General features: G+C 46.2%; 26 protein-coding genes. 2 read left to right on the top strand and 24 right to left on the bottom strand.

Annotated elements, in window-relative coordinates:
* Nucleotide 1: 1 nt before the first annotated feature.
* From der to KSZ58_RS10200, 16 genes are all read right to left on the bottom strand, one after another.
* On the bottom strand, nt 2-1,312 hold the full coding sequence (der, locus tag KSZ58_RS10125) for a ribosome biogenesis GTPase Der (protein ID WP_009269125.1): 1,311 nt from the start codon (nt 1,310-1,312) through the stop codon (nt 2-4).
* Nucleotides 1,313-1,347: 35 nt separating this feature from the next.
* The gene (gene cmk / locus KSZ58_RS10130) at nt 1,348-2,004 is read right to left on the bottom strand and encodes a (d)CMP kinase (protein ID WP_008817220.1); all 657 of its coding nucleotides are present in this window, start codon (nt 2,002-2,004) and stop codon (nt 1,348-1,350) included.
* Between the two features lie 2 nt (nt 2,005-2,006).
* Nucleotides 2,007-2,981, bottom strand: coding sequence for a hypothetical protein (locus tag KSZ58_RS10135; RefSeq protein WP_009269124.1), 975 nt, complete (start codon nt 2,979-2,981; stop codon nt 2,007-2,009).
* Nucleotides 2,982-3,103: 122 nt separating this feature from the next.
* Entirely contained in the window at nt 3,104-3,667 is a 564-nt protein-coding gene (gene efp, locus KSZ58_RS10140; protein WP_002609065.1) for an elongation factor P, read from the bottom strand.
* Nucleotides 3,668-3,763: 96 nt separating this feature from the next.
* Entirely contained in the window at nt 3,764-4,093 is a 330-nt protein-coding gene (locus KSZ58_RS10145; RefSeq protein WP_008817218.1) for a hypothetical protein, read from the bottom strand.
* Nucleotides 4,094-4,109: 16 nt separating this feature from the next.
* Nucleotides 4,110-4,547 (bottom strand): hypothetical protein, encoded by a 438-nt coding sequence (locus KSZ58_RS10150; protein WP_009587445.1) that lies wholly within the window; start codon nt 4,545-4,547, stop codon nt 4,110-4,112.
* Nucleotides 4,540-4,959, bottom strand: coding sequence for a type II secretion system protein (locus KSZ58_RS10155; RefSeq protein WP_008817216.1), 420 nt, complete (start codon nt 4,957-4,959; stop codon nt 4,540-4,542). Before KSZ58_RS10155 ends, KSZ58_RS10150 begins: the two co-directional genes overlap by 8 nt.
* Nucleotides 4,922-5,086: a hypothetical protein gene (locus KSZ58_RS10160; RefSeq protein ID WP_002609069.1), complete on the bottom strand. Its 165-nt coding sequence runs from the start codon at nt 5,084-5,086 to the stop codon at nt 4,922-4,924. The genes KSZ58_RS10155 and KSZ58_RS10160 overlap by 38 nt, the downstream gene beginning before the upstream one ends.
* On the bottom strand, nt 5,076-5,483 hold the full coding sequence (gene comGD, locus KSZ58_RS10165) for a competence type IV pilus minor pilin ComGD (protein ID WP_008817215.1): 408 nt from the start codon (nt 5,481-5,483) through the stop codon (nt 5,076-5,078). The genes KSZ58_RS10160 and comGD overlap by 11 nt, the downstream gene beginning before the upstream one ends.
* Nucleotides 5,449-5,748: a competence type IV pilus major pilin ComGC gene (gene comGC / locus KSZ58_RS10170; protein ID WP_002609071.1), complete on the bottom strand. Its 300-nt coding sequence runs from the start codon at nt 5,746-5,748 to the stop codon at nt 5,449-5,451. Before comGC ends, comGD begins: the two co-directional genes overlap by 35 nt.
* Before the next feature lie 22 nt (nt 5,749-5,770).
* Nucleotides 5,771-6,724, bottom strand: coding sequence for a type II secretion system F family protein (locus KSZ58_RS10175; protein WP_008817214.1), 954 nt, complete (start codon nt 6,722-6,724; stop codon nt 5,771-5,773).
* Entirely contained in the window at nt 6,714-7,709 is a 996-nt protein-coding gene (locus KSZ58_RS10180) for an ATPase, T2SS/T4P/T4SS family (RefSeq protein ID WP_008817213.1), read from the bottom strand. The genes KSZ58_RS10175 and KSZ58_RS10180 overlap by 11 nt, the downstream gene beginning before the upstream one ends.
* Before the next feature lie 116 nt (nt 7,710-7,825).
* Nucleotides 7,826-8,290, bottom strand: coding sequence for a GNAT family N-acetyltransferase (locus KSZ58_RS10185; protein WP_008817212.1), 465 nt, complete (start codon nt 8,288-8,290; stop codon nt 7,826-7,828).
* A 2-nt stretch (nt 8,291-8,292) separates the two neighbouring features.
* Entirely contained in the window at nt 8,293-8,904 is a 612-nt protein-coding gene (locus KSZ58_RS10190) for an MBL fold metallo-hydrolase (protein WP_002609075.1), read from the bottom strand.
* A 38-nt stretch (nt 8,905-8,942) separates the two neighbouring features.
* Nucleotides 8,943-9,092: a 50S ribosomal protein L33 gene (gene rpmG / locus KSZ58_RS10195; protein ID WP_002609076.1), complete on the bottom strand. Its 150-nt coding sequence runs from the start codon at nt 9,090-9,092 to the stop codon at nt 8,943-8,945.
* Between the two features lie 53 nt (nt 9,093-9,145).
* Complete coding sequence (locus KSZ58_RS10200; protein WP_009269123.1) at nt 9,146-11,218, bottom strand: penicillin-binding protein 2; 2,073 nt, start codon at nt 11,216-11,218, stop codon at nt 9,146-9,148.
* A 142-nt stretch (nt 11,219-11,360) separates the two neighbouring features.
* Here KSZ58_RS10200 and ispG point away from each other — a divergent pair, with 142 nt between their 5' ends.
* Entirely contained in the window at nt 11,361-12,425 is a 1,065-nt protein-coding gene (gene ispG / locus KSZ58_RS10205) for a flavodoxin-dependent (E)-4-hydroxy-3-methylbut-2-enyl-diphosphate synthase (RefSeq protein WP_008817210.1), read from the top strand.
* Between the two features lie 471 nt (nt 12,426-12,896).
* Here ispG and KSZ58_RS10210 read toward each other — a convergent pair whose 3' ends face one another.
* The 3 genes from KSZ58_RS10210 to KSZ58_RS10220 are packed head-to-tail and all read right to left on the bottom strand — an operon-like array spanning nt 12,897 to nt 15,506.
* Entirely contained in the window at nt 12,897-13,262 is a 366-nt protein-coding gene (locus tag KSZ58_RS10210; RefSeq protein ID WP_009269121.1) for a GNAT family N-acetyltransferase, read from the bottom strand.
* Nucleotide 13,263: 1 nt separating this feature from the next.
* Nucleotides 13,264-14,145, bottom strand: coding sequence for a deoxyribonuclease IV (locus KSZ58_RS10215; RefSeq protein WP_009269120.1), 882 nt, complete (start codon nt 14,143-14,145; stop codon nt 13,264-13,266).
* A complete protein-coding gene (locus tag KSZ58_RS10220) occupies nt 14,142-15,506 on the bottom strand; it encodes a DEAD/DEAH box helicase (protein WP_008817207.1) in 1,365 nt (454 codons plus the stop codon). Before KSZ58_RS10220 ends, KSZ58_RS10215 begins: the two co-directional genes overlap by 4 nt.
* Nucleotides 15,507-15,706: 200 nt before the next feature.
* On the opposite strand from KSZ58_RS10220, the gene ispH reads away from it, so the two are divergent.
* Nucleotides 15,707-16,618, top strand: a complete 912-nt coding sequence (gene ispH / locus KSZ58_RS10225) for a 4-hydroxy-3-methylbut-2-enyl diphosphate reductase (protein WP_008817206.1) — start codon at nt 15,707-15,709, stop codon at nt 16,616-16,618.
* A gap of 198 nt (nt 16,619-16,816) precedes the next feature.
* On the opposite strand, the gene KSZ58_RS10230 is transcribed toward ispH, so the two are convergent.
* From KSZ58_RS10230 to KSZ58_RS10250, 5 genes are all read right to left on the bottom strand, one after another.
* A complete protein-coding gene (locus KSZ58_RS10230) occupies nt 16,817-17,329 on the bottom strand; it encodes an NUDIX domain-containing protein (RefSeq protein WP_008817205.1) in 513 nt (170 codons plus the stop codon).
* A 140-nt stretch (nt 17,330-17,469) separates the two neighbouring features.
* On the bottom strand, nt 17,470-18,132 hold the full coding sequence (locus tag KSZ58_RS10235) for a class I SAM-dependent methyltransferase (RefSeq protein ID WP_008817204.1): 663 nt from the start codon (nt 18,130-18,132) through the stop codon (nt 17,470-17,472).
* The gene (rpoD, locus tag KSZ58_RS10240; protein WP_002609085.1) at nt 18,132-19,328 is read right to left on the bottom strand and encodes an RNA polymerase sigma factor RpoD; all 1,197 of its coding nucleotides are present in this window, start codon (nt 19,326-19,328) and stop codon (nt 18,132-18,134) included. The genes KSZ58_RS10235 and rpoD overlap by 1 nt, the downstream gene beginning before the upstream one ends.
* A gap of 4 nt (nt 19,329-19,332) precedes the next feature.
* Complete coding sequence (dnaG, locus tag KSZ58_RS10245) at nt 19,333-21,099, bottom strand: DNA primase (RefSeq protein WP_009269119.1); 1,767 nt, start codon at nt 21,097-21,099, stop codon at nt 19,333-19,335.
* A 20-nt stretch (nt 21,100-21,119) separates the two neighbouring features.
* Nucleotides 21,120-22,502 (bottom strand): glycine--tRNA ligase, encoded by a 1,383-nt coding sequence (locus tag KSZ58_RS10250; RefSeq protein ID WP_002609087.1) that lies wholly within the window; start codon nt 22,500-22,502, stop codon nt 21,120-21,122.
* Nucleotides 22,503-22,665 lie beyond the last annotated feature (163 nt).

Below are 22,665 nucleotides of genomic sequence, written 5' to 3' on the forward strand. Positions count from 1 at the left end.
ATCACCTGTTTCTTTCTCTGGCTAATATTCTTAGTGTGGTTCCGGTAAATCCGAACGCCTCCCGCAGTCTGTTTTCCAGATATCGCTTATAGCTGAAATGCAGCAGCTCCGGATCATTGACAAACAGCACAAAGGTCGGTGGAGCCACGGATACCTGAGATGCATAGTAAATCTTCAGACGCTGTCCCTTGTGCGTTGGCGGCGGTGTCATCAGCTGCGCATCCATGATGACCTCATTCAATACATTGGTCTGAATCCGCAGTACGGAGTAATCATGAACCTCGTCAATGACCGGCAGAATCGTGTGAATCCGCTGCTTTTTCAATGCGGATACAAACAGGATCGGTGCATAGGATAAATACAGAAACTGTGCACGGATCTCCTTTTCAATGGTATGCATGGTCTGCTCATCCTTCTCTACAGCATCCCATTTATTGTATACGATAATAACACCCTTACCTGCCTCATGGGCATATCCGGCAACGTGCTTGTCCTGATCCCGGATACCTTTTTCTCCATCGATGACTACAAGTACGACATCACTTCGTTCAATGGCACTCATGGCACGCAAAACAGAATATTTTTCAATGTTCTCATAGACCTTGCCGCGCTTTCGGATTCCGGCTGTGTCAATGACAACATATTCCTTGCCTTCCCGTTTGAATGGTGTATCTATGGCATCTCTGGTAGTGCCCTCGATATTGGAAACAATGACACGCTCCTGGTTTAAAATCGCATTGACAAGGGAGCTTTTCCCCACGTTTGGACGACCGATAACACAGAATTTCGTCATGCCGTCATATTCGTTTTTCTCTTTTTCCGGTAAAGCGTGGATAACTGCATCCAGTACATCACCGATACCGATACCATGCGCACCGGATACTGCCAGCGGATCCCCGAGCCCCAGACTGTAGAATTCATAGATTGCATCATTCTGTGCAAAATCATCCACCTTGTTGACGGCCAGAATGACCGGCTTTTTTGTTTTATGCAGCAGTCTTGCGACATATTCATCATCATGGGTCAGACCATCCTTGCCGCTTACGACAAATACAATGCAGTCTGCCTCATCAATAGCGATTTCCACCTGCATGTTGATTTCCGTCTGGAAATCCTGATTTGCAAGCTGAATACCTCCGGTATCGATCACCCGGAATTCTCTGGTCAGCCATTCCGCTTTTCCATAGATACGATCCCGGGTTACTCCCGGTGTATCCTCCACAATACTTTTACGTTCACCGATAATTCGGTTAAAAATCGTTGATTTACCGACATTCGGACGACCAACGATGGCTACAATTCCATTTATCATATGTTGACTTCAGCTTGCGCTGAATGCACCTCCTATCATGAAAGGGTAGGAATATTCCTGCGTATTTCTTCAACAACCTCTGTAATCGTCATATTTGACGTATCTATTTCGATTGCATCCTCCGCCTTACGCAGCGGCGAGGTTTTACGGTTCATGTCCTGATAATCCCGCTGTTCGATATCACGGTAGATTTCATCATAATCCGCTTCCACATGCTTTCCCAGATATTCCTTATATCTGCGATCCGCCCTTGCCTTGACACTGGCAACCATGTAGATTTTCAGCTCTGCATCCGGTAAAACAACCGTACCGATGTCGCGTCCATCCATAATGAACCCCTTATCTCGTGCCATCTGCTGCTGCAGCGCCACCAGACGCTCTCTTACCTTAGGATGTGCAGAAATGCTGCTGGTAAGCATGGATATTTCATTTTCGCGAATCTGCTTGGATACATCCTCGTTATTGAGATATACATTTCCTGCCGGATCAAAGCTGATCTTCATTTCATCCAGCATGGCTGTCAGAGCAGCTTCATCGTTTGGATCGATACCGCGCTTTTTAGAAGCAAGCGCCGTACAGCGATACATCGCTCCGGTATCCAGATGTGAATAGCCCAGCTCCTTTGCCAGTATTTTGGCAATGGTGCTTTTACCGGCCGCACTCGGCCCGTCGATAGCGATATTTATTTTCATCTTTAAATTCCTCCAGCCTTCCATAAAGAATAAGCGATAAAGCCGATGATCACCAGCAATACCAGTATCAGAAAGCACAATACAAAATTCAACAGCTTATTGGTCTTCTCCACACCGTCGGAAAGGTCGGTCAGCTCATCCTCATATTCATCCATCTGTACACGCAGCTGCTGTGTTTCCTCCAGCAGCTTTTTATGCAGAACCGCCTGCTGCGGCGCATCCTTTTTCACAGGTATCTCATCTTCATCCTCAAAAGCATCCTCCATCATAGCTGGCTGAATGATTTTTTTAGCAGGACGCTGCGGACGCTGCTCCGGCTGCGGAGCATATTCCTCGACAGCTTCCACAGCTGCGGGCTGTGGCTGAAAGGATTCCACAACAGGGGCTTTCTCCAACACCGGCTCCTCATATTCGACATCTTCGGCTTCTGCACGATAAGCAGGAGTTTCTACAGGCTCCTTTGTAAAGCGCATATCCGATTCCGGCAAAGGGGCTTCCTCCTCCTTCAACAGATTTTGTACCTGCAGGGCGATATCATCCCGGCTCAATACGGTTTTCTTCGGCTCCTCCGGCTGCGGCTCATCCTGTATTTCCTGTATGTAATGGGATCTTTTTGCACGGTTTGCCGCATTCAGCTGATACAGAATATCAGCCTGTGTGTTATCGCTCTCTCTGGTACCCTTGCGAATATTATATTCTCTTACTTCCTTAATGAAATCATCCAGATATTCATTGGTAAAGGTATCATCTACCGGCGGCTGCTCCAGCGGCTCCTCTTTCTTTTCCCGAACCGGAGTATATTCCCCATCCTCTTTGATATCCACCTTTTTGAAGATAGATGAATCGAATTTCTTTAGGGTTTCCTCCTGCTCCAGCGCACCGTTTTCCTCTGTGTGCAGAGTTTTATCTATATTATTATCAGTTTCAATGGATTTTCTCAATTCCGCATATTTTTTTACTCTTGATAGCTTTTCCATCCGATTACCTCCCAATCTAACAATCATTATAACAAAAATAAAGGTTCTTGGATACGTATATTCCTTAAGAAATCATACTTTTTGAAAACGATTTGCAAAAGAAAAGCTGCATGGGCAGCTTTTTAGTCTTTTGCTCTTCCGGAATATTTTCCATCAGACGTGTTTACCAGCACCATTTCATCCTGATTGATGAACAGCGGCACCTTGATTTCCAGTCCGGATTCCAATGTGGCATTCTTGCTTGCGGAAGTAGCTGTATCACCCTTGACAGCAGGCTCGCATTCCACAATCTGCAGCGCCACCTTATCCGGCAGGATCACACCGAGAATTTCACTTTCAAACATGGAAATATTAACGTTGTCATTCGGCTTCATGAAGTTCATTTCCCATTTCAGACGATCCTTAGGAATCTCAATCTGCTCATAGGTTTCATTATCCATGAACACCAGTGCATCATCTGTATCGTACAAATACTGCATCTCTTTCTTTTCAATGTGTGCAGGTGTGATTTTATCGCCACCGCCCCATGATAATTCTACATTTGATCCCGTTCTCAGGTTTCTGACTTTCGCCTTTACCACCATTGCGGAACGAGCTGTTTTATTCTGACTCTGTTCCAGCACAACGAAGATTTCTCCATCCTGCTGAATTGTCATACCAGGTTTTAAATCATTGGAACTGATCATAATACATTCACCTTTCCTTTATATTTTCTTATGTCCTATTCTATTTTATAGGATTTGACGCATTTGTCAAATTTTTTATGAAAAAAGTCTGATTTTTCACATCAGACTTTTAAAACGGATACTGTCCGCATACAGCATAAAGGCTATAAATGTTGTAAGATACAAATACCAGAAGGTTGTAAAATCAAACAGCTCCTGCCGCCATTCAAAATAGCCAAGAAACAGCAGGACGATCACCAGCGTCAGCAAAAAGTCCTTTCCTTCCAGCGCCTTACAGTTTGCCTCGCGATAAAACAGCCTGCCAAACAGCAGCAGCACAGCATACAGCGGAACCAGCATATAGGCTGTTTCATTCATAATCAGCAGCAGATTTCCAAGTCCTGCAAATGCCAGAAACAACAGTGTGCTCAACCCAATCGTCAGCATGTAAACCACCTCCTTGTTAGTGTGGTTCACACTGCTGTAAATATACAACGTCCTGTATGGTACCATCTGTACGATCAAAGAATATCTGCATATGCACGGTATTGCTTTTTTGCGTATAGGTCACAGCGATATGCTCCTCCTCTTTTGTGAAATGAAAGTATGTGTTTCGAAACAGCACCTCCCATTCCTTCGGCTGCTCTTCCTTCTGCGGTTCCTCCCCTGTCTCGCTCTCTTCACCTTTTCTTTCTTTCATATCAGCTTCAGCATCAGCATCCGGCTTTAGAGTCTCCTGCAGATACCTGCGGCAGTTGTGAATTGCAAATAGGTCATAGGACTCCTGTAATCCACGTACGGCTGCATAGGCTGCAGCGCGCTGTACAAGCAGGGTGACAAAGCAGAGGAAAATCAAAAGAAGCAGCATGGCATACAGACTGATAAAGCCCTGCTCATTCACACGTAAGCAGTGCTTCTTCACGCTTCTCTTTCCGAACCCATGTGACATAATAGCATTCCTTTCTCTTTTGAAACTGCAGCGCATCCACATCCTGCAGAAAAATTTCATAGCCGCTTCTGCGCACCAGACGCCTGCGGTCATATTCCAGTGTCTGCTTCTTTTTTTGATAAATGAAGGAAAGGGTGTTCTCCTGTAAAGACAGCCTGCTGCTTTGTGCAAGCAGGAAGCGAAGCTGATACATGGCGATGCGGTCTTCACTGTAGTAGACAGGCTCCTGCAGCCTTTGCAATGCGGATACCACCGGCATCAGCAAAACACAGCTGACTGCAACACAGCTGAAGGCTACCAGCATTTCCACCAGGGTGAAGCCGCCGTTATTTCTGATAGGCTTCTTCCACTGCATCATTGTCATACCCCTTTCCTGTATCATGCATCGTATGTGTCATTCCCGCACACTGCAGGCAGAGCAGTGCCAGAATGCCCAGAATCATCAAAAGAAACAATGCCTCCATCAAAACGACGCCACGCTTATCGAACATCCATGCGCCCGCTTCCCAGCTGTGCCACAAGCTGAACAGTGGAGGAGGCACTGCGGCAGTTCAGCGTGAAGGCCTTTGAAATCGTTCCCTGTGCGGTATAGTGAAAGCTCATGGACGAACAGCTGGTGGACGACTGCAGAGAATAGATCTCACGATCACAATATACCTTGCTGCCCTGAATCTTTATAGGGATGCTTTTGTGTTCTCTTATCGCCTGAGCCTGGGCCTTTGTACAGATTTCACGTATCTGCTGCACATCCATACGCAGCAGGATGCGCTGCTGCCGCTTCAGCAGCGGTGTCACAAGCAGCAGCACAGAGAGCAGAAGCAAAACAAGCAGCATTTCCACCAGGGTGAACCCGCTATCGCACGGCGGCCTGTCCATTGCTGATTTCAATGGTGTCTCCATTCGGGCATCGGCGCTGTGTATCCTTTAAATATCCCTTACTGATTAAATCGGACATACTTTTCGGCGGACTCAGATTCTCCACCTCATACAAAAGAATCTGTGCATTGGCAACCTCAATCAGTGCCTCACAGCCCTTGCTGCGTATGATTTTTTCCTTCTGCTGAATGTTAGGCAGCGTCAGCAGAAATACGAGTGCGATAATGGATAATACGATCATCATTTCCAGAATGGTAAAGCCTTTGTTATTTTTCATAAGTTCAATTCCTTTCCGATTTCTACATCTGTTCCAGCATTGTAAGCGGGATCAGCATAATCTGGTATACAAGCAAAACCACAACACCCACAAAGCTGTATGCAATGCACTGCACGGTGACTGCCGTACGCTTCAGCAGCCGCTCCCATGTACGTTCCTGCTGCTGCAGCCCTGTCTGCAGCATACTGCACAAAGAACCGGTAGAGCTGCCAATGCGAAACGACTGCTTGAAGATATCGTTCAGCAGCACCTCACGCTCAATCACACAGAGGATATCCTCACCATTTTGCAGGCCGTTCATCAAATGCTTATGTAATTCACAAAACAGGGAGCCTTTTCGAATCTGCTCCAGATACTGCAGGGCGGTTCGTGTCGGTATACCCTGCTTCAGCAGTTCAACCATGTAGCCGGCGAACAGATAGGATTCCACATGGGATGCCAGCTTGCACAGGCGCGTGCTTCTTAAAATCAATGCATTCCTTATGGCAGGCTTATTTCTCAGATACAATGCACCAGCCAGTAAACACAGTGCACAAACACCAATTAACCTGCAGCCTCCCTGCAGAAGACTCACACCGAGCAGCAGTCCTTGAAAGTCCTCCCCCTGATCAAAGCTTTGCAGCATTTGCGGAATAATGGCAGTGCTGAACACCAGCAGCATCACATAGGCAAACACAAAGATGGAAAGCGGATAAGCCGTTTTCTTCAAAAGACGGGATAGCAGATTCCGTTCAAAGTCATACAGCTGCAGGGAGCTGTCGATAGCCCGGCTCAGGGAGGTGATTTTCAGGAAGAAGGAAAGATGCTCAAAAAAGCGCCCTGTTCCCTGTGTTATCAAAATTTCCTCGATGCTGTGTCCCAGCTCCAGCTGTTCTCTGATTCTTGTGGTATCCTTGCCCAGCAGCTGTAAAGCCTCCAGATAGGGATAGCCGTTCTGCAGCAGATCATGCAGATAGCGCCATTCCTCATTGCACATATGGAAGGTCGATGACGGCTTCCTCCTGTGCAACAATTCCTTTTGAAACAGCAAGCTGAATCTCCTGAAAAATATCACGATGCTGCTGAGGCAGCTGTTCCTCACGGAAGTAAGCATCCAGCTCATTTTGTTCCAGTATTTCATATATACACACCCTTTCCTGCGTTCCCTTTTTCTTGTACAGACGCTGTGCACAAACAGCACTCAGTGTATGATACAGTTCCTCCCTGCGCAAGCCGAATTCAAGCAGACGCTTGATTGCCTCACTGCAGCATTTGGCATGAATCGTTGTAAATATCAGATGTCCGCTTAATGCGCATCGAAGCAGCATACGTGCCGTGGATGGATCACGTATTTCTCCAATCATGATGACATCCGGATCATGACGCAAAAGCTCCTTGATTCCTTCCTCATAGGTAAAGCCTCCTGCCTCATTGATCTGCAGCTGCAAATAGCTGTCATCAAAGATTTCAATAGGGTCCTCCAGCGATACGACATGCAGTCTGTTCTCTTGAGCAATCCGCTTCAATATCGCGTGCAGGGTTGTCGTTTTCCCGCTGCCGGTGGGACCGCTCAATACGATGAGTCCGCTTCTTGTTTTCGTCCAGTTCAGAAAGCTGGCTGTCTGCTTGCTGTCTAAGCTCAGATCTTCCAGTGATATTTCTTTGTGGTTGTTCAGCACGCGCAGTACCGCTGTCTGTTTTTCAAGCGTCGGCAGCAGGGAGAAGCGAAAATACAGAAGCTCCTGACGAAACTCATACTGAAAATTTCCGCTTTGCGGCTGCAGAGTGTTTCCTAAATCCAGATTACTGATGTACTTCAGATAACAGAACAAGCCTTCATCAAATGCAGCGTTCTGAACAGTTTCCAGACCATTCCATCCGCGTACCTGTACATGCAGCCTGTGCTGCATCAATGTGAAGTGTACATCAGTAGCCCGCTTGCGTTCCACCATGTGCAGCAGCTGTTCAAATTTTTCCTTCATACTCTCACCTTCTTTCTATTTACATACTTCTATACGTTTCAAAATGGCAAAACTCCTAAATTATTCTCAAAAAAGGTAAAAAAAAACGAGAATTATCCCGTTTTCTTAAAAATGTATCATTTTAAATTCTTTTTCATGGTTTTAACCGCCGTCATATAGCCATGCTTTTCATAAAGCCTCTGAGCACTCCGGTTTTCCTGCAATACGTTTAGCTCCACATATTCCAGATGCCGTTCTCTGGCCCAGTGCTCCACCTCCTGCAGCAGGCGGTTACCGATACCAAGACCTCTGGCTTCCCGGCTGACCACCAGATCCATCAGCGTGGCATATGCATGCGGAATCACAAAGGAATCCGCCGGTGTCAGCTGCTTCATCACCAGTGCCAAACCGAAAATACAGGAATTTTCCACAGCCAGCAGGATGTCGCAATCCTCCAGCCGGATCATCGTTTTTAAAAACTCCTCATCCTGCATGCCCCGACAATAGCTGAAGGGCTGCAGTCTTGCCATGTCTGCATATAGAACCTCATACAGCCTCAGAATTTCCCGTATATGAGACTGCGTCGCCGTAATGATTGTCATAATCAGAACTGCAGATATGGGTTATAGCGAAATTCCATATCCAGCGTCGTATCCGGTCCGTGCCCCGGGTACACCTTCAGCTTTGAAGGCAGTGTTTCCCGTATCATCCGAAGCGTCTGCATCATTTTGGTATTGCTGCCAGTCGGTAAGTCCGTACGTCCGATGCTCCCCTGAAAGATGACATCTCCACAGATCAGATTATCATCCCACAGCAGCATGGTACTTCCCTCACTGTGTCCGGGGGCGTCGATTGCCTGAAGCGTAAAGGCACCGATGCTGTTTTTACCCGGCTTCAGCTTTGTTACCGGACTGTTCACAACAACAGGAGCCTGATAGGAGAAGTTCAGCATCGGGTCCTGCAGCATCGCCATATCCAGCTCATTGATATAAACAGGACAGTGATATTTCTTAACAAGCGCATCCACACCGGCAATATGATCAAAGTGTCCATGTGTCAGCACAATCGCATCCACAACACCATTTTGTGAATCAATCGTTTCCTGCAGCTTGTGAGATTTGCTTCCGGGATCAACAATCAGTACATGATTCTCTTCCCACAACAGGTAGGTATTTACCTGCACCATACCCAAAACAAAAGTATCCATCTTTTTCATGTCAGTCACCGAATAAAAAAGACCGTAGTCGGCCCTTCTTATTTTTTCTCCTTATGTAAAGTTTTCTTGTTACAACGTGGGCAATATTTCTGAATTTGCATACGTTCTGGATTTTTACGTTTATTACGTGTCCCGATGTAGTTTTCTTCGCCACATTCTGAACATTTGAACGTGATTCTATCTCTCATGTTGTCCCTCCTCGTACTTGCTTGAAAATTATATCATACTCTTTACAAAAAAGCTAATACTTTTTGAAAAACTCTTTTAAAACTTCCGGCATGATATTGTAGGCGCACAGGTTTCCGGCAACGCTTTGATCATTTGTTGCAGATTCCGGTACAGAGCAGGCAAATGCCACCTTGGCTTCCTTATCATATGGCGCATAGCCGACAAGAGAAGCATTGGTAAAATCCTCTACCTCGGCAGTACCGGTTTTTGCAGCTACCTGTACATCCAATGACTTGATAGGGTCGATTGCATGCTCTCCTGCAACCACCTCGCGAAAGCCCATCTGGATCGTTTCCAAATCCTCCTTGCTTCCCGGCAAAGCTGACAACACCTGTGTTTTATTTTCATATACTGTATAATCTGTATTTACTTCTGTTGCCGTATTAACCAGCTTCGGCTGTACCTTTTTACCGCCATTGGCGATGGTTGCCGCATACTGCACAAGCTGAATCGGCGTATAGTTATCATACTGCCCGATGGAATAATCTAGTAATAATCCAGGATTCATAGTATTCCCTGTAAAGCCTTGTGCTTCATTTGGGACATCCAATCCTGTTTTTGTACCGAGACCAAACATGGAATAATAATTCCGCATCAGCTTGAAGGTTTTCTGCGCCATTTCATTTGTGATGCCCAGTGGCTGATTATATACATAATTACCGCCAGCTAATTTTATAACAGACTTAAACATATAAACGTTACTGGATACCGCTAATGCACGAATCGAATTCACCGTACCATATGTGTTGAACGATCGCTTAAATGGTGTTCCCGCTATTTTCATTTCTTCATCCTGCTCGGTACTGTAGCGTGTCTGAATTCCCTGATCCAGCATCATATACACCGTAGCGCCCTTTACAACGGAACCGGACGCAAAGGCATCCAAATACGCACCACTGGAATAGTTCTGAATTTTCCCATCCTCATCCAAATATTTACCGCTCATCGCATAAATTTCACCGGTCTGAGGATTCATGAGGACAACGATCGCTTTCTTGAATTTTTCACGACCTGCTGTGCCTGCATACTTCTTTAATGTATCCTCCAGAATGTCATCAACCTTCTTCTGCAACTCCACATCGATGGTCAGATGCAAATCATAACCGTTCTTGCCGCTGCTTGTTTCATTCATAATAGCTGTGCCATCGGAATCATACGATATCTCACTGACTCTCGGTGTGCCGCTCAGTAAATCCTCATACTGCTTTTCCAGACCGCTTTGCCCGACACGATCCGTCAGCGAATACCCCATCGCTTCGTAATAGGAGCGCAGCTCGGAGGGTACACCCTGCTTGGAGGTCGTAATACTTCCCAGCACATCACGCAGCGTATCTTTATATGGATATTCCCGCTTCCAGGAGCCTAGATTCACATCAAAGCCCCGGTATTTGTCTTTATTTTCCATCAGCTTTGCGACACTATCACTGTCCACATCCTCCAGAATCACCTTATTCTGATTGTTGGGCAGCTTGCGCATAGACAGGTAAACAGAAAAAGCATCCTTTATATCATCATCCGCCAGCTCATTCACCATTTTCATCGTAATCCGGCTTCTGATTTTCTTTTCCTGTTCCTCTGCTGTCAGTGTTTCCTTCTCCTGTTCAGACAACAGGTTCTTCCCGGAGTCCTTATTTCCTTTTTCATCCTTATGTAAAAACATATACAAATCCTGATAATCCGAATTTGTCATACCCTTGTGATCCACCTTGAAATCCTTGGCAAAGGTCTGTGCCAGCTTCCACTGCTCCTCACTTGTTGTATCCTTGGGAGGAAAGTAGACAATATTATGAGAGGAAACGGTCTTTGCAATAACCTTTCCGTTTCGATCCACCATTTCTCCGCGCGCCGTACTGTCCGTCTGCTTTTGCGATGAGTAATTTTCCAGCTTCGCTGCATAGTCCTCCTGATTTCTTATCTGCAGGAAAACCAGCCGTACAGAAACAACGGCAAAAATCAGACAAATGATAATACCGAAAATAAAGATGCGCCTGTTTACGATTTTAAAATAATCGTTCTGCGTCTTCAGAACATCAGAGCTTCTGCTTAATTTTTTTTGATCAAGATCTCGAAAGGGATTTCGTATCATGCGCACACCTCCTGCCCATTAGTATACCATAAACAAAATAGTGATTCCATACATTTGAAAATTTGTAAGATTTTCGTAATGGGGCAGCGGATTGCTTTTCGCAAGCGACTTCTGCTATAATGAAGACATGAGGTGAAACGACATGAAAAGAACGGAAACAAGAAGTATTCAGGTACGAGATATAACGATCGGCGGACAGAATAAAGTAGTTATTCAGTCCATGTGCAATACACGAACAAGTGACATAGAGGCCACCGTGGCACAGATTTTACAGCTGGAGCAGGTTGGCTGTGAGCTGGTGCGCATGGCGATTATAGATGAAGCGGATGCAGCTGCCATCACTGAAATCAGGAAGCGTACACATATCCCGCTCGTTGCGGATATCCATTATGACTATCGACTGGCTATTGCTGCAGTAAAGGCCGGCATTGATAAGATACGTCTGAATCCGGGAAATATCGGCAGCAAAGAAAATGTGAAGGCGGTTGTGGCGGTATGCAAGGAATACCATATACCGATTCGCATCGGCATTAACAGCGGTTCTCTGGAAAAGGACATTCATGAAAAGTATGGCAGACCTACCGCTGAGGGCATGATGGAAAGCGCACAGCGCCATGTGCAGATTCTGGAGGAGCTGGACTTCCATGACATCTGCCTGTCTTTTAAATCCAGTGATCCACTGCTTTGTATCGATGCCTACCGCATGGCATCCACAGCCTTCCCCTATCCGTTGCATCTGGGTGTAACGGAAGCGGGCACCTTCATCGGCAGTGCAATCAAAAGCAGCATGGCACTGGGAACATTATTAAATGAGGGTATCGGTGATACGATTCGCATCAGTGTCAACGGGGATCCGGTGAATGAAATAACAATCGTCAAGCAGCTGTTGAAATGCTGCGGTTTATTGAAAAACACGCCGAATTTGATTGCCTGCCCGACCTGTGGCAGAACAGCGTGGGATATGCAGCCGGTTGTAAATGAAATGGAAGCCTTTCTGCAGACCATAAACTGTGATGTAAATGTGGCGATTATGGGCTGTGCAGTAAATGGACCAGGAGAGGCGAAGCATGCGGATATCGCGATTGCCGGCGGCCGCAACGAGGGCTTGCTCATCAAAAAGGGAGAGATTATTGAAAAGCTGCCGCAGGAACAGATGGTGGCACGGCTGAAGGAAGAGATTCTGGCATTTGAAAAAGAACACAGCTGATATAAACCCACGGCATAAGTTCATGGCAATATCAGTCTATACACCCCTTGCTTAGAAAAGTAAAAGAATTCACTGCTACCAATCATAACGGTAACACTGAATTCTTTTTTATGCATCCTAAAACATATAATACAACATTTTCATTTTCCTTCGCAAAGAGAACATTCCTTTTATGATATGTGTATTTGAAAGGAATGTAGCCTGAAAGTGTATTTGAAAGGAATGTAGCCTGAAAGTGTATTGAAAAGATGTACCTTTGCTATTGGGGTTTGTCCTATTCCTTTGCATTCTTGAACGGCCAATCAATTACAGATAACAGCCCATTTCAATGCGGACATTTTTTCTTTGTATATCCTGATTGCTTGCAACACTCAAATCACAGCCCAGAAACACGAAGCCGCTGCGCAGGTAGCATTGTATGGCAGGATCATTACAGGATTGCGTTTCCAGCAGAACGCAGCGGATATCACGCTACATTGCCAGCTGTCTGGCATGCTCCAGCAAACGGGTAGCGCAGCCTCTTCCCCGATAGGCTGGCTCTATAAACAGATTGGTAATCCGCAATCTCTGTGTCCAAGCCTCCATGCAGATTTCTAAAAGACCGGCAATCTGTCCATCCACACATACGCCATACAGCTCCGGCTGCTTTAGCCATTCACTGCCCCAAACATCATCAAAGCCGCAGGACAGCGGTTTTGGTAAAGCCGTGCGCTGAAACATTACGCCAAAGCAAGCTGCGTCCTGACTGACGACTGCTTCATAAACATACGATGTCGTGTATTGAACCTTTATGGCTTTGCCACGATATGCGGCAATATCCAGTTCACATATTTCCATATCAGATGTCTCCCTTGATTTTCTCCATAATCTGTTCATCAAACACACCGCTTCTCAGCATGGCGATTTCTTGACGATATGGCGGATGATCCTCGACATATGGTGTTTCCAAAATCTTTACAACATCCTTTACACGTTCATTATGTACAATGGCATTCAGCTTTTCAAAACCGATTTCGCCAAAGCCGATATTCGCATGCCGATCCTTACGAGCTCCCTGTACATTTTTGGAATCATTGATATGCATACAGGCCAGACGTTCCAGACCGATGACAGCGTCAAATTCATCCAGCACTTTATCAAAGTCGGACAGATCATAGCCAGCATCATGAATATGACAGGTATCCAGACAGACGCGCAGACGATCACCGTATTTTGCATGATCCATCAGATAACGGATATGCGCAAAGCTATAACCGATTTCACTGCCCTTGCCAGCCATCGTTTCAATGGAAATCTGAACATCCTGTACATCCTGCATTGCCAGATCCAATCCCTCAACGATCTTCTTGAGACCTTCTTCTTCTCCGGCCTTTACATGACTTCCGGGATGCAGCACCAGAACCGTTGCATGCAGCGCCTGTACGCGCGCTATTTCCTTTTGTAAAAACTCCACGCCCAGCGCAAAGGTTTCCTCACGGATACAATTTGCCAGGTTGATGATATAGGGAGCATGCACTATCATACTGCCTTCGTCAATCCCATGCTCCTTCATCAGGCTGTGTGCTTCCTCTATTTTCAGTTCGTGCATTGCTTTGCGTCGTGTATTCTGCGGTGCACCGGTATACAGCATAAACGCATTGGCGCCATAGCTGATTGCTTCTTTTACCGATCCCAGCACATAATCCGGCGCAGACATGGAAACATGACAGCCCAGCTTCATTCCTGTCCACCCCGTTTCTCCATGACCCTTTGCTTTGCACGTTCCTTTTTCTGCCGCTGAATATCCTCCTGAATCATTTGGCGGCGTGCCTTACGCTTCAGCTTTTCCACTTCCTGCTTCCGTTTCACCTTATAGCCCGGCTTCACCTTTTTCTTCTTTTTGGAAACGATTTTGGAAATTTCCTTTTCCAGCGGATCATCCTTTTTGACCTTTTTGCGATGCAGCGGCTCCAGCTCACTCCAGGTGCCGTTTTTCAGATTGCGATGCTTGAAGCCGACTCCCTTAACCTCCAGGGAGCGGATCATGGCATCATCCTGCTTTTTATACAGGGCATAGCAGATACCGTCCCGACCGGCACGTCCGGTACGTCCGCTTCGATGAATATAGTAATCCAGCTCCTTTGGAAATCCCAATGAAATCACATGAGAAATCCCTTCAATATCAATACCGCGCGCAGCGATATCCGTCGCTACCACATAGGATTTCTGTATATTTACCAAATCCTTCATCGCCTTTGTTCGCTCTCGCGGTGTCAAATCCCCGTGCAGCTCGATAATACCGTATCCGGCATCCCGCATCATCCCGGCAACACTTGCGGCCTGCGTTCTCGTGTTAGCGAAAATCAGACATACATATGGTGTAAAGGTCGCTAACAGCTCCATCAGCTTTTCTTCATAGCTCTTTTCCTGACACGGTATCAGCACATGCTCGATTTTCGGATGAAAATCACTCTGCTCCTGAATATGCACCGTACTTGGATTATCCATATATTTCTTTAAAAACTGCTGCAATGCAACCGGTATCGTTGCTGAAAAGCTCATCATCTGTAAATTCTTCTTCATTTTTCCGGCAATGGCATCCACATCCTCCAGAAAGCCAAACTCCAGTGTCATATCCGCTTCATCGACAACCATGATATCAGCGGTATCCACACGCAGGGTCTGTTCCTGTAAAAACAGGTCCTTGATACGTCCCGGTGTTCCCACGACGATATGCGGCTGTACCTTCAGCTGTTCGTTCATTCTGGATTTTTCCATACCGCCGGTAATCAGACGGATGCGAAGCTTCGGGTCTGCTTCACTCATTTTTTCACAGCGATTATAAATCTGTAAGGCAAGCTCTCTGGTCGGTGCCGTTATAACTGCCTGAATCACAGACAGACTGCTGTCCACCCTCTCCATAATCGGAATCAGAAAGGAATGTGTTTTTCCGGTACCCGTATCGGAAATACCAATGATGTTTCTTCCCTTGCATGCCAGCGGGATCACCGCCTGCTGAATCGGTGTAGGCTCTTTGAAGCCTTCCAGGTTTATAAATGTTTTCGTGGTCTCACGAAAGTTGTAATCCGTATATTTGCTCATAAATACCTCCTTATACAAATAAGCAGCTTCTTTATTATACAGGAAATCTGAAAGTTGTAAAACAATTTCTTTTTTCTGTAATACGTGCGCTCTTTTTCTATTACCTTGCATATCGTATACGTTTATTATGGCATAATCTGCGGCAAAATTCTATGCATGTGCCGGGCTTTTCCTGTATAATGATATCTGAGGTGAAGTACATGGAAGTTATAAAGGTCGTACCGCGTGGATATTGCAAGGGAGTTATCAATGCCATTCTTATCGCAAAGAAAACAGCACAGGAGCATCCGGATACCCCGATTTATGTTCTGGGAATGCTGGTGCATAACTCCTATGTTATGCAGGCACTGAAGGAATTGCATATTTATCCCGTTGATGATAAAAATAAAACCCGACTGGAGCTGCTAGATGAAATTGAAGAAGGAATCGTCATATTTACCGCACACGGTATTTCCCCCGCAGTAAAGGAAAAGGCACTTCGGAAGGGACTTCAATGTGTTGATGCAAGCTGTCCGGATGTGGTCAAAACACAGGATATCGTTATGGAGCAGCTGAAAAACGGCTGTGATGTCCTGTATATCGGAAAGTCGCGTCATCCGGAGGCAGAGGCCGTTTTATCGCTCAGTGAGAAAGTGCATCTGATCAGTACGCAACAGGATCTGGATACCCTGCCTCCTTTGGCACAGGTGTTTGTCACCAACCAGACAACCATGTCTATTTTTGATATTGAAGCACTGTTTGAGGCAATACGTGAACGGTATCCGAAGGCTGTCTTCTGTGAGGAAATCTGCAACGCAACCCGTATACGCCAGCAGGCAGTTGCCGATTTGAAAGACAAGCAAATCGATGTATTGTATGTGGTTGGTGACAGGTATTCCAACAACTCCAACCGGCTTGCGCAGATTGCCCGTGATCAGGGCATTCATCAGGTATATCTGATTGATGATGTCAATGATATTCAGGATGAGCAGATATGCAATGCAGGACGTGTGGCGGTAACCTCGGGAGCTAGTACGCCAACGTATCTGACAGCACAGGTTATCGCATATCTGGAGGATTATGCGCCGGGGAAATGTAAGCCGCAGATAAGACTGTCTGAAATATTGTCATAAAACATAGCAGGATAGGAAAGTAAATAGCACGAAAAAAGGTAGACGATGGCGGACGTCTGCCTTTTTCCTTCTTGTTTTACATAAAGGAAAGCCGTGCCTGTTGTTTGATTATAAAGCTGCCTTCCCATTGTCGCACGCATATGCAGTAGCCTAACCATTCACATTACACAGGTAAGGATTTCCCCTTCAGATTTGCCGCTATCTGCTTTTTTGGAAGTAAACAGCAAGCGTATCCTTCAGCTCATGGTACCAAAGCTGCAGCGGGTGTGTCAGAATATGAACCCGCATCATGTCCTCGAATGTGGATTGATCAACCAGCATGGCATCGATGGTCTCCTTTTCCTGCAGCTGCAGCTTATCCAGCTCTACCGGATACTGCAGCAGATAATGATCGTAAATCCCCTGCCCCTTTACCTTGGTATGCAATTTTTGCAGCTGCTCCACTCTGCAGGAGATACCGGTCTCCTCATACAGCTCCCGTTTTGCCCCCTCCTGCGAGGTTTCTCCATGTAATACAGAGCCGCCTGTAACCTCCCATAGCAAACCGCCGGGCTTGCAGGCATCCCGCTTTGTCAACAGCAGTCTGCCGTCATAGGTGAATGTCCAAATGAAGACAACGATATGATAACAGCCTTCTGGTATTGGCTTGCCCCGCATCTGCAGCTTATTCATCGGCTGCCGCTGTGCGTCATACAGATCCCAAAGTTCCATGTACTCACTTCTTTCCAGTGAATATTATATCAGAAATTCCCGCATTCGAACAATCCCTATTCCTAACAGCTTTCATGCCTGCTGCGTATAGCCTGCGATTCCTATAGCTCTTATAGCCGTACCAAAAAAGGAACCGGTATTTAGTCCAGCTCCTTCAGCTTCTTTTCAATTGTTTTGATTTTCTCAACAGCAGCTGCATATCCGTCATGATGCGGCTGTGTGTGCTGTATGATTATTTTCTGCTTTTCCAGAATATACGTCCAATACTCTTTAAATAGTGGATGCCGATCAAGATACACACCGAATAGATACTGATCTTCCCGCATATCAGATGGCTCCTTATGTACGGAGAGCATCTGATAATAGTGATGATCCTTTACGAGCTGCTCCGCATCGATTGTAAAACCGTTTTGATGCAGCCAGCGGCGCATATCCTCGACACGTGTATTGCATTGCAGAATTATCTGCTTATAATGTTTCAGCTGCTTATCACCTTTCATAAGAATCCTGCAAATGGTGTCATATCCCATACCGGCAATAACGACAACCTCCACATCATCCTCCAGACCCTGCAGACCGTCACACAGCTTTGTGGTGATGGAATTCTGCAGACCGTATTGTCTGATGGCTTCCTGTGCCCGTGACAGCGGACCCTTTCGTACATCACACGCATACACGTGTTCACATTTTCCCGACTGTATAAGGGCGATAGGCAGCAAGCCGTGATCACAGCCAATATCCGCAGCAACGCCACAGGGCTGTACCATATCAAAAATCGTATGTAATCGTGTACTCAGCTTCATTATGGCTTATCGACGAAATCCTTTAGACGCTTGGAGCGTGTAGGATGCTTCAGCTTACGCAGTGCCTTTGCCTCAATCTGACGGATTCGTTCACGGGTAACGTTGAATTCCTTTCCAACCTCCTCCAGTGTACGGGTTCTGCCATCATATAAACCGAAACGCAGGCGCAATACCTTTTCCTCACGCTCGGTCAGGCCCTGCAGCACCGTATTGATTTCATCCTTCAGCAGCTGATTGTTGGCATATTCATCCGGTGACAGAGCTTCCTTGTCCTCGATGAAATCACCCAGATGAGAATCGTCCTCCTCACCGATCGGTGTTTCCAGAGATACCGGTTCCAGTGCGATTTTCTGAATTTCACGCACCTTTTCCGGAGAAATGTTTTCCATTTTTGCTGCGATTTCCTCTGCAGATGGATCCCTTCCAAGATCCTGCACCAGCTGACGCTGAATACGTGTCAGCTTGTTGATTGTTTCCACCATATGTACTGGAATACGAATCGTTCTTGCCTGATCGGCGATGGCACGTGTGATTGCCTGACGAATCCACCATGTCGCGTAGGTTGAAAACTTAAAGCCCTTGGTATAATCGAATTTCTCAACCGCCTTAACCAGACCCATGTTTCCTTCCTGAATCAGATCCAGAAACAGCATACCGCGGCCAACATATTTCTTCGCAATGGATACAACCAGACGCAGGTTGGCAGAAATCAGCTTTTTCTTTGCCTCTTCATCACCTGCCTGAATGCGCCGCGCAATTTCCGGCTCCTCTTTCGGATCCAGAAGCTCAACGCGTCCGATTTCCTTTAAATACATTTTTACCGGATCATTGATTTTTGTGTGGGAAGAGTTGGCAAAGGACTGCTCCAGATTTTCGATATCGGCAGCCAGCGTATCCTCTTCATCGGTATCGTCATCCAGAAAATCAATATCATCGTCATCCTCGGTTGCGACCAAAGCGTCATCATCCATCAGATCGACATCATCGTCTTCATTTTTTACTTCAATATCATTGTCGGAAAACCACTGGAACAGATCATCAAAATCTGTATCTGTCATTGCCAGATGCTCCACGGCATCCATAACATCCTTCTGATAGAGGACATCATTTTGTTTGTATTCGTCCAGGAATTCCTGCTTGATATCTTCCAGTGTCTTGTATTCCTGCAAAACAGCTTTTTTCTTGGTGTTCTTCATATCCTTACTTCCTTCCCGCGCTGCGCCATTCCTCACGCTCTTTGATCAGCTGATTTTTCTCCACGGCGAGCTTAGCCTTTTCCATGGGATCATTCACAGATCGTATTTTTTTATTCAACAGCTGTATCTTATCATCCAGAAAGCAGGATTTTTCCTTGGCGATTGCTTCCTGCAGTACAGCCATATCCACATCCTCTCGGGCAAGCTCCCAGTTTGCGATTTCCAGAAGAAGTGCCTTCACGTCCTCCTCCCGAATCACATCCAGCAGCTCAGCGACAGCGAGGGTGGTGTGTGTTCGATAATAATCAATGATGTACATCGCAAGCTTGTTGCCGGTATCATCCTTTAAAAATCCCAGCTCCTCCTTGAACAGATTGCTTGCAGCAATTCCATTCAGCATCTGAGAGAGGATTTCATGCTCGGCATGACTTCTTCCACTTTTCGGAAAGGTCAAAAAGCTCTGCCGCGGGGGCTGCGGCTGATGAATCGCCCTGCGTTCCTCTTTGGGCTGCTCCACCTGCATATCAAATTCAGTCAGCTCCCGCAAACGAATGAAATAGCTCTGTTTCTCAAAATCATCCTGCAGTGCCTGAATTTCCAATGACATTTCCTGCGCGAATTCCTTTTTCTGAGAGTAGTTGTCCAGATTATACCGCCCAAGCAGGTATTCAAAGAGGAAATCAATCCAGGATATCGTCTTATCAAGCAGTGCGCGAAGCTCATCCTTCCCGTATACATCAATGACTTCATCCGGATCCAGACCGTACTTATTGTCTACGATTTCAAAGGGCAGCTGTGCCTCTCTGGCCATTTTGCCGAATTTGTAGGTGGCGTTGCGACCGGCCTTATCTCCGTCATAGCAGACGACGATCGGTACATGCAGGAGCTGCAAAAGGCGCAGCTGTTCCTTGGTCATTGCCGTTCCCAGCGTAGCCACTGCATTGTGCAGCTCCACCTTTTCCAGAGCAAGCACATCCATGGCGCCTTCCACCAGATAGGCTTTTTTTGCTTTTCTGGCCTCCTGCTTGGCTCTATGATAGTTGAAAATCAGATTTCCTTTTTTGTAGATATCCGTTTCCGTAGTGTTGATATACTTTGCTTCTTCATTTTCCGCAACCCGCCGGGCTGTAAAGCCGACCGGTTCTCCGAATTCATCATGAATCGGAATCATGATACGATGCGAAAACACATCCTTCATTCCGAGGGAGGTAACACGTACAAGACCTGCGGACACAAGATCATCATCCGCATGCTTTTTGGCATGCAGGAAGCGATACAGGGCGTCATCCATCGGATTGTAGCCGATTTCAAAGCGCTTGATAATTTCTTCCGTAATATTGCGTCTCATCAGATATTCCTTGACGTTTTTCGCATCCAGCGTATCCAGCTGATAATGGGTGAATTCAATAGCCTCCCGGCATGCCTTATGCAGTGCCTGCAGGTGCGGATCCTTTATCCGGGGGGTGACATCAAGAGTATGCTCCAAAGTCACACCGGCATACTCGGCAACCTTGTAAACCGCCTCGATAAAGGATATTTTTTCATAATTCTGTACAAACATGAATACATTGCCGCCTGCTCCGCACACAAAGCATTTGTAAATCTGTTTATCGGCAGCTATGGACATTGACGGATCATGATCGTCATGAAACGGGCAGACGCATTTATAGCTCTTTCCCTTTCTTGTCAGCGGCACATAGCGCCCAATCACATCTACGATATCAGCTTTTGCACGAATCTGGCTGATTTCCTGTTCACTCAAGCGTGCCAAGAACATCACTCCCCGCTATTTTACAGCTTAATTCGCTCTTCGATATACGCGCTCAAATCCTTCAGACTCACGCGCTCCTGTTCCATGCTGTCACGGTGGCGTACGGTGACGCAGTTGTCGTTCTCTGTTTCAAAATCCACAGTGATACAAAACGGTGTTCCTACGGCATCCTGACGACGGTATCGTTTACCAATGCTTCCCGCCTCATCATAATCGCAGTTTCCCACTGGTGCAATCAGCTGGAATACCTCCATCGCCTTGTCGCTCAGCTTTTTGGAAAGCGGCATGACACAGGCCTTGATCGGCGCCAGGAACGGATGCAGGTGCATGACGATACGAGTATCGTTCTCCAGCTCCTCCTCATCATAGGCGTCGCACATAAACGCCAGCATCAGTCGTTCAACACCGACTGCCGGCTCTACGCAATAGGCCAGATATTTTTCATTCGTTGCAGGATCCAGATATTCCAGCGATTTCTTACTTGCTTCCTGATGCTGCTTCAAATCATAATCGGTTCGGTCCGCAATTCCCCACAGCTCACCCCAACCAATCTGGGAATGGAAATTATACTCGATATCGCAGGTACCCTTTGAATAGAAAGCCAGCTCCTCTGCTGTATGATCACGAAAGCGCAGATGATCGCTGTTAATACCCAGATTCGTCAAAAAGCTCATACAGTAATCCTTATAATACTGGTACCATTCCATATCCGTTCCCGGCTGACAGAAGAACTCCAGCTCCATCTGTTCAAATTCTCTGGTACGGAAAATAAAGTTTCCCGGTGTAATTTCATTACGGAAGCTCTTACCGATCTGTCCGATACCAAATGGCAGCTTCTTGCGCATGGAGCGCTGTACGTTTTTAAAATTGACAAACATCCCCTGTGCCGTTTCCGGGCGCAGATAGATAGCACTCTTCGCATCCTCTACGACACCCTGAAAGGTTTTAAACATCAGATTAAACTGACGGATATCCGTAAAATTATGCGCTCCGCATTTTGGACATTTCAGCTGATGCTCTTCAATATAATCCATCATTGCTTCATTGCTCCAGCCCTCAACGCTAACCTCACCGTTTGTAGCGTCCTCAATCAGCTGATCGGCACGAAATCTGGATTTACACTCCTTGCAGTCCATCAATGGATCGGAGAATCCGCCGACATGACCGCTGGCAACCCATACTGCCGGATTCATCAGGATCGCAGACTGTATACCTGTATTATATGGAGATTCCTGAATGAATTTACGCCACCAGGCTTTTTTTATATTTTCCTTCAGTTCGACTCCCAAAGGACCGAAATCCCACGTATTGGACAAACCGCCGTAGATTTCAGATCCCTGAAACACAAAACCACTGTTTTTCGCATGGGCTACTACAGTATCAAATAATTTCTCGTTGTTCATGTTTATGCCCCTTTCAAAAAAAATTCACCCGCCGGTGATGCTCATGAAACTATGAAAATAGTTACAAGAATACACTATAATATAACACTTTTTTAAAGGAAATGTCAACGTGTTTTCCCCAATTAGAATAACAAAGTAAAAAAATAAAAAGAAGAATCCCTTT

This window comes from Erysipelatoclostridium sp. DFI.2.3 (assembly GCF_019132535.1).
Classification (GTDB): Bacteria; Bacillota_I; Bacilli_A; order Erysipelotrichales; family Erysipelotrichaceae; genus Clostridium_AQ; species Clostridium_AQ innocuum.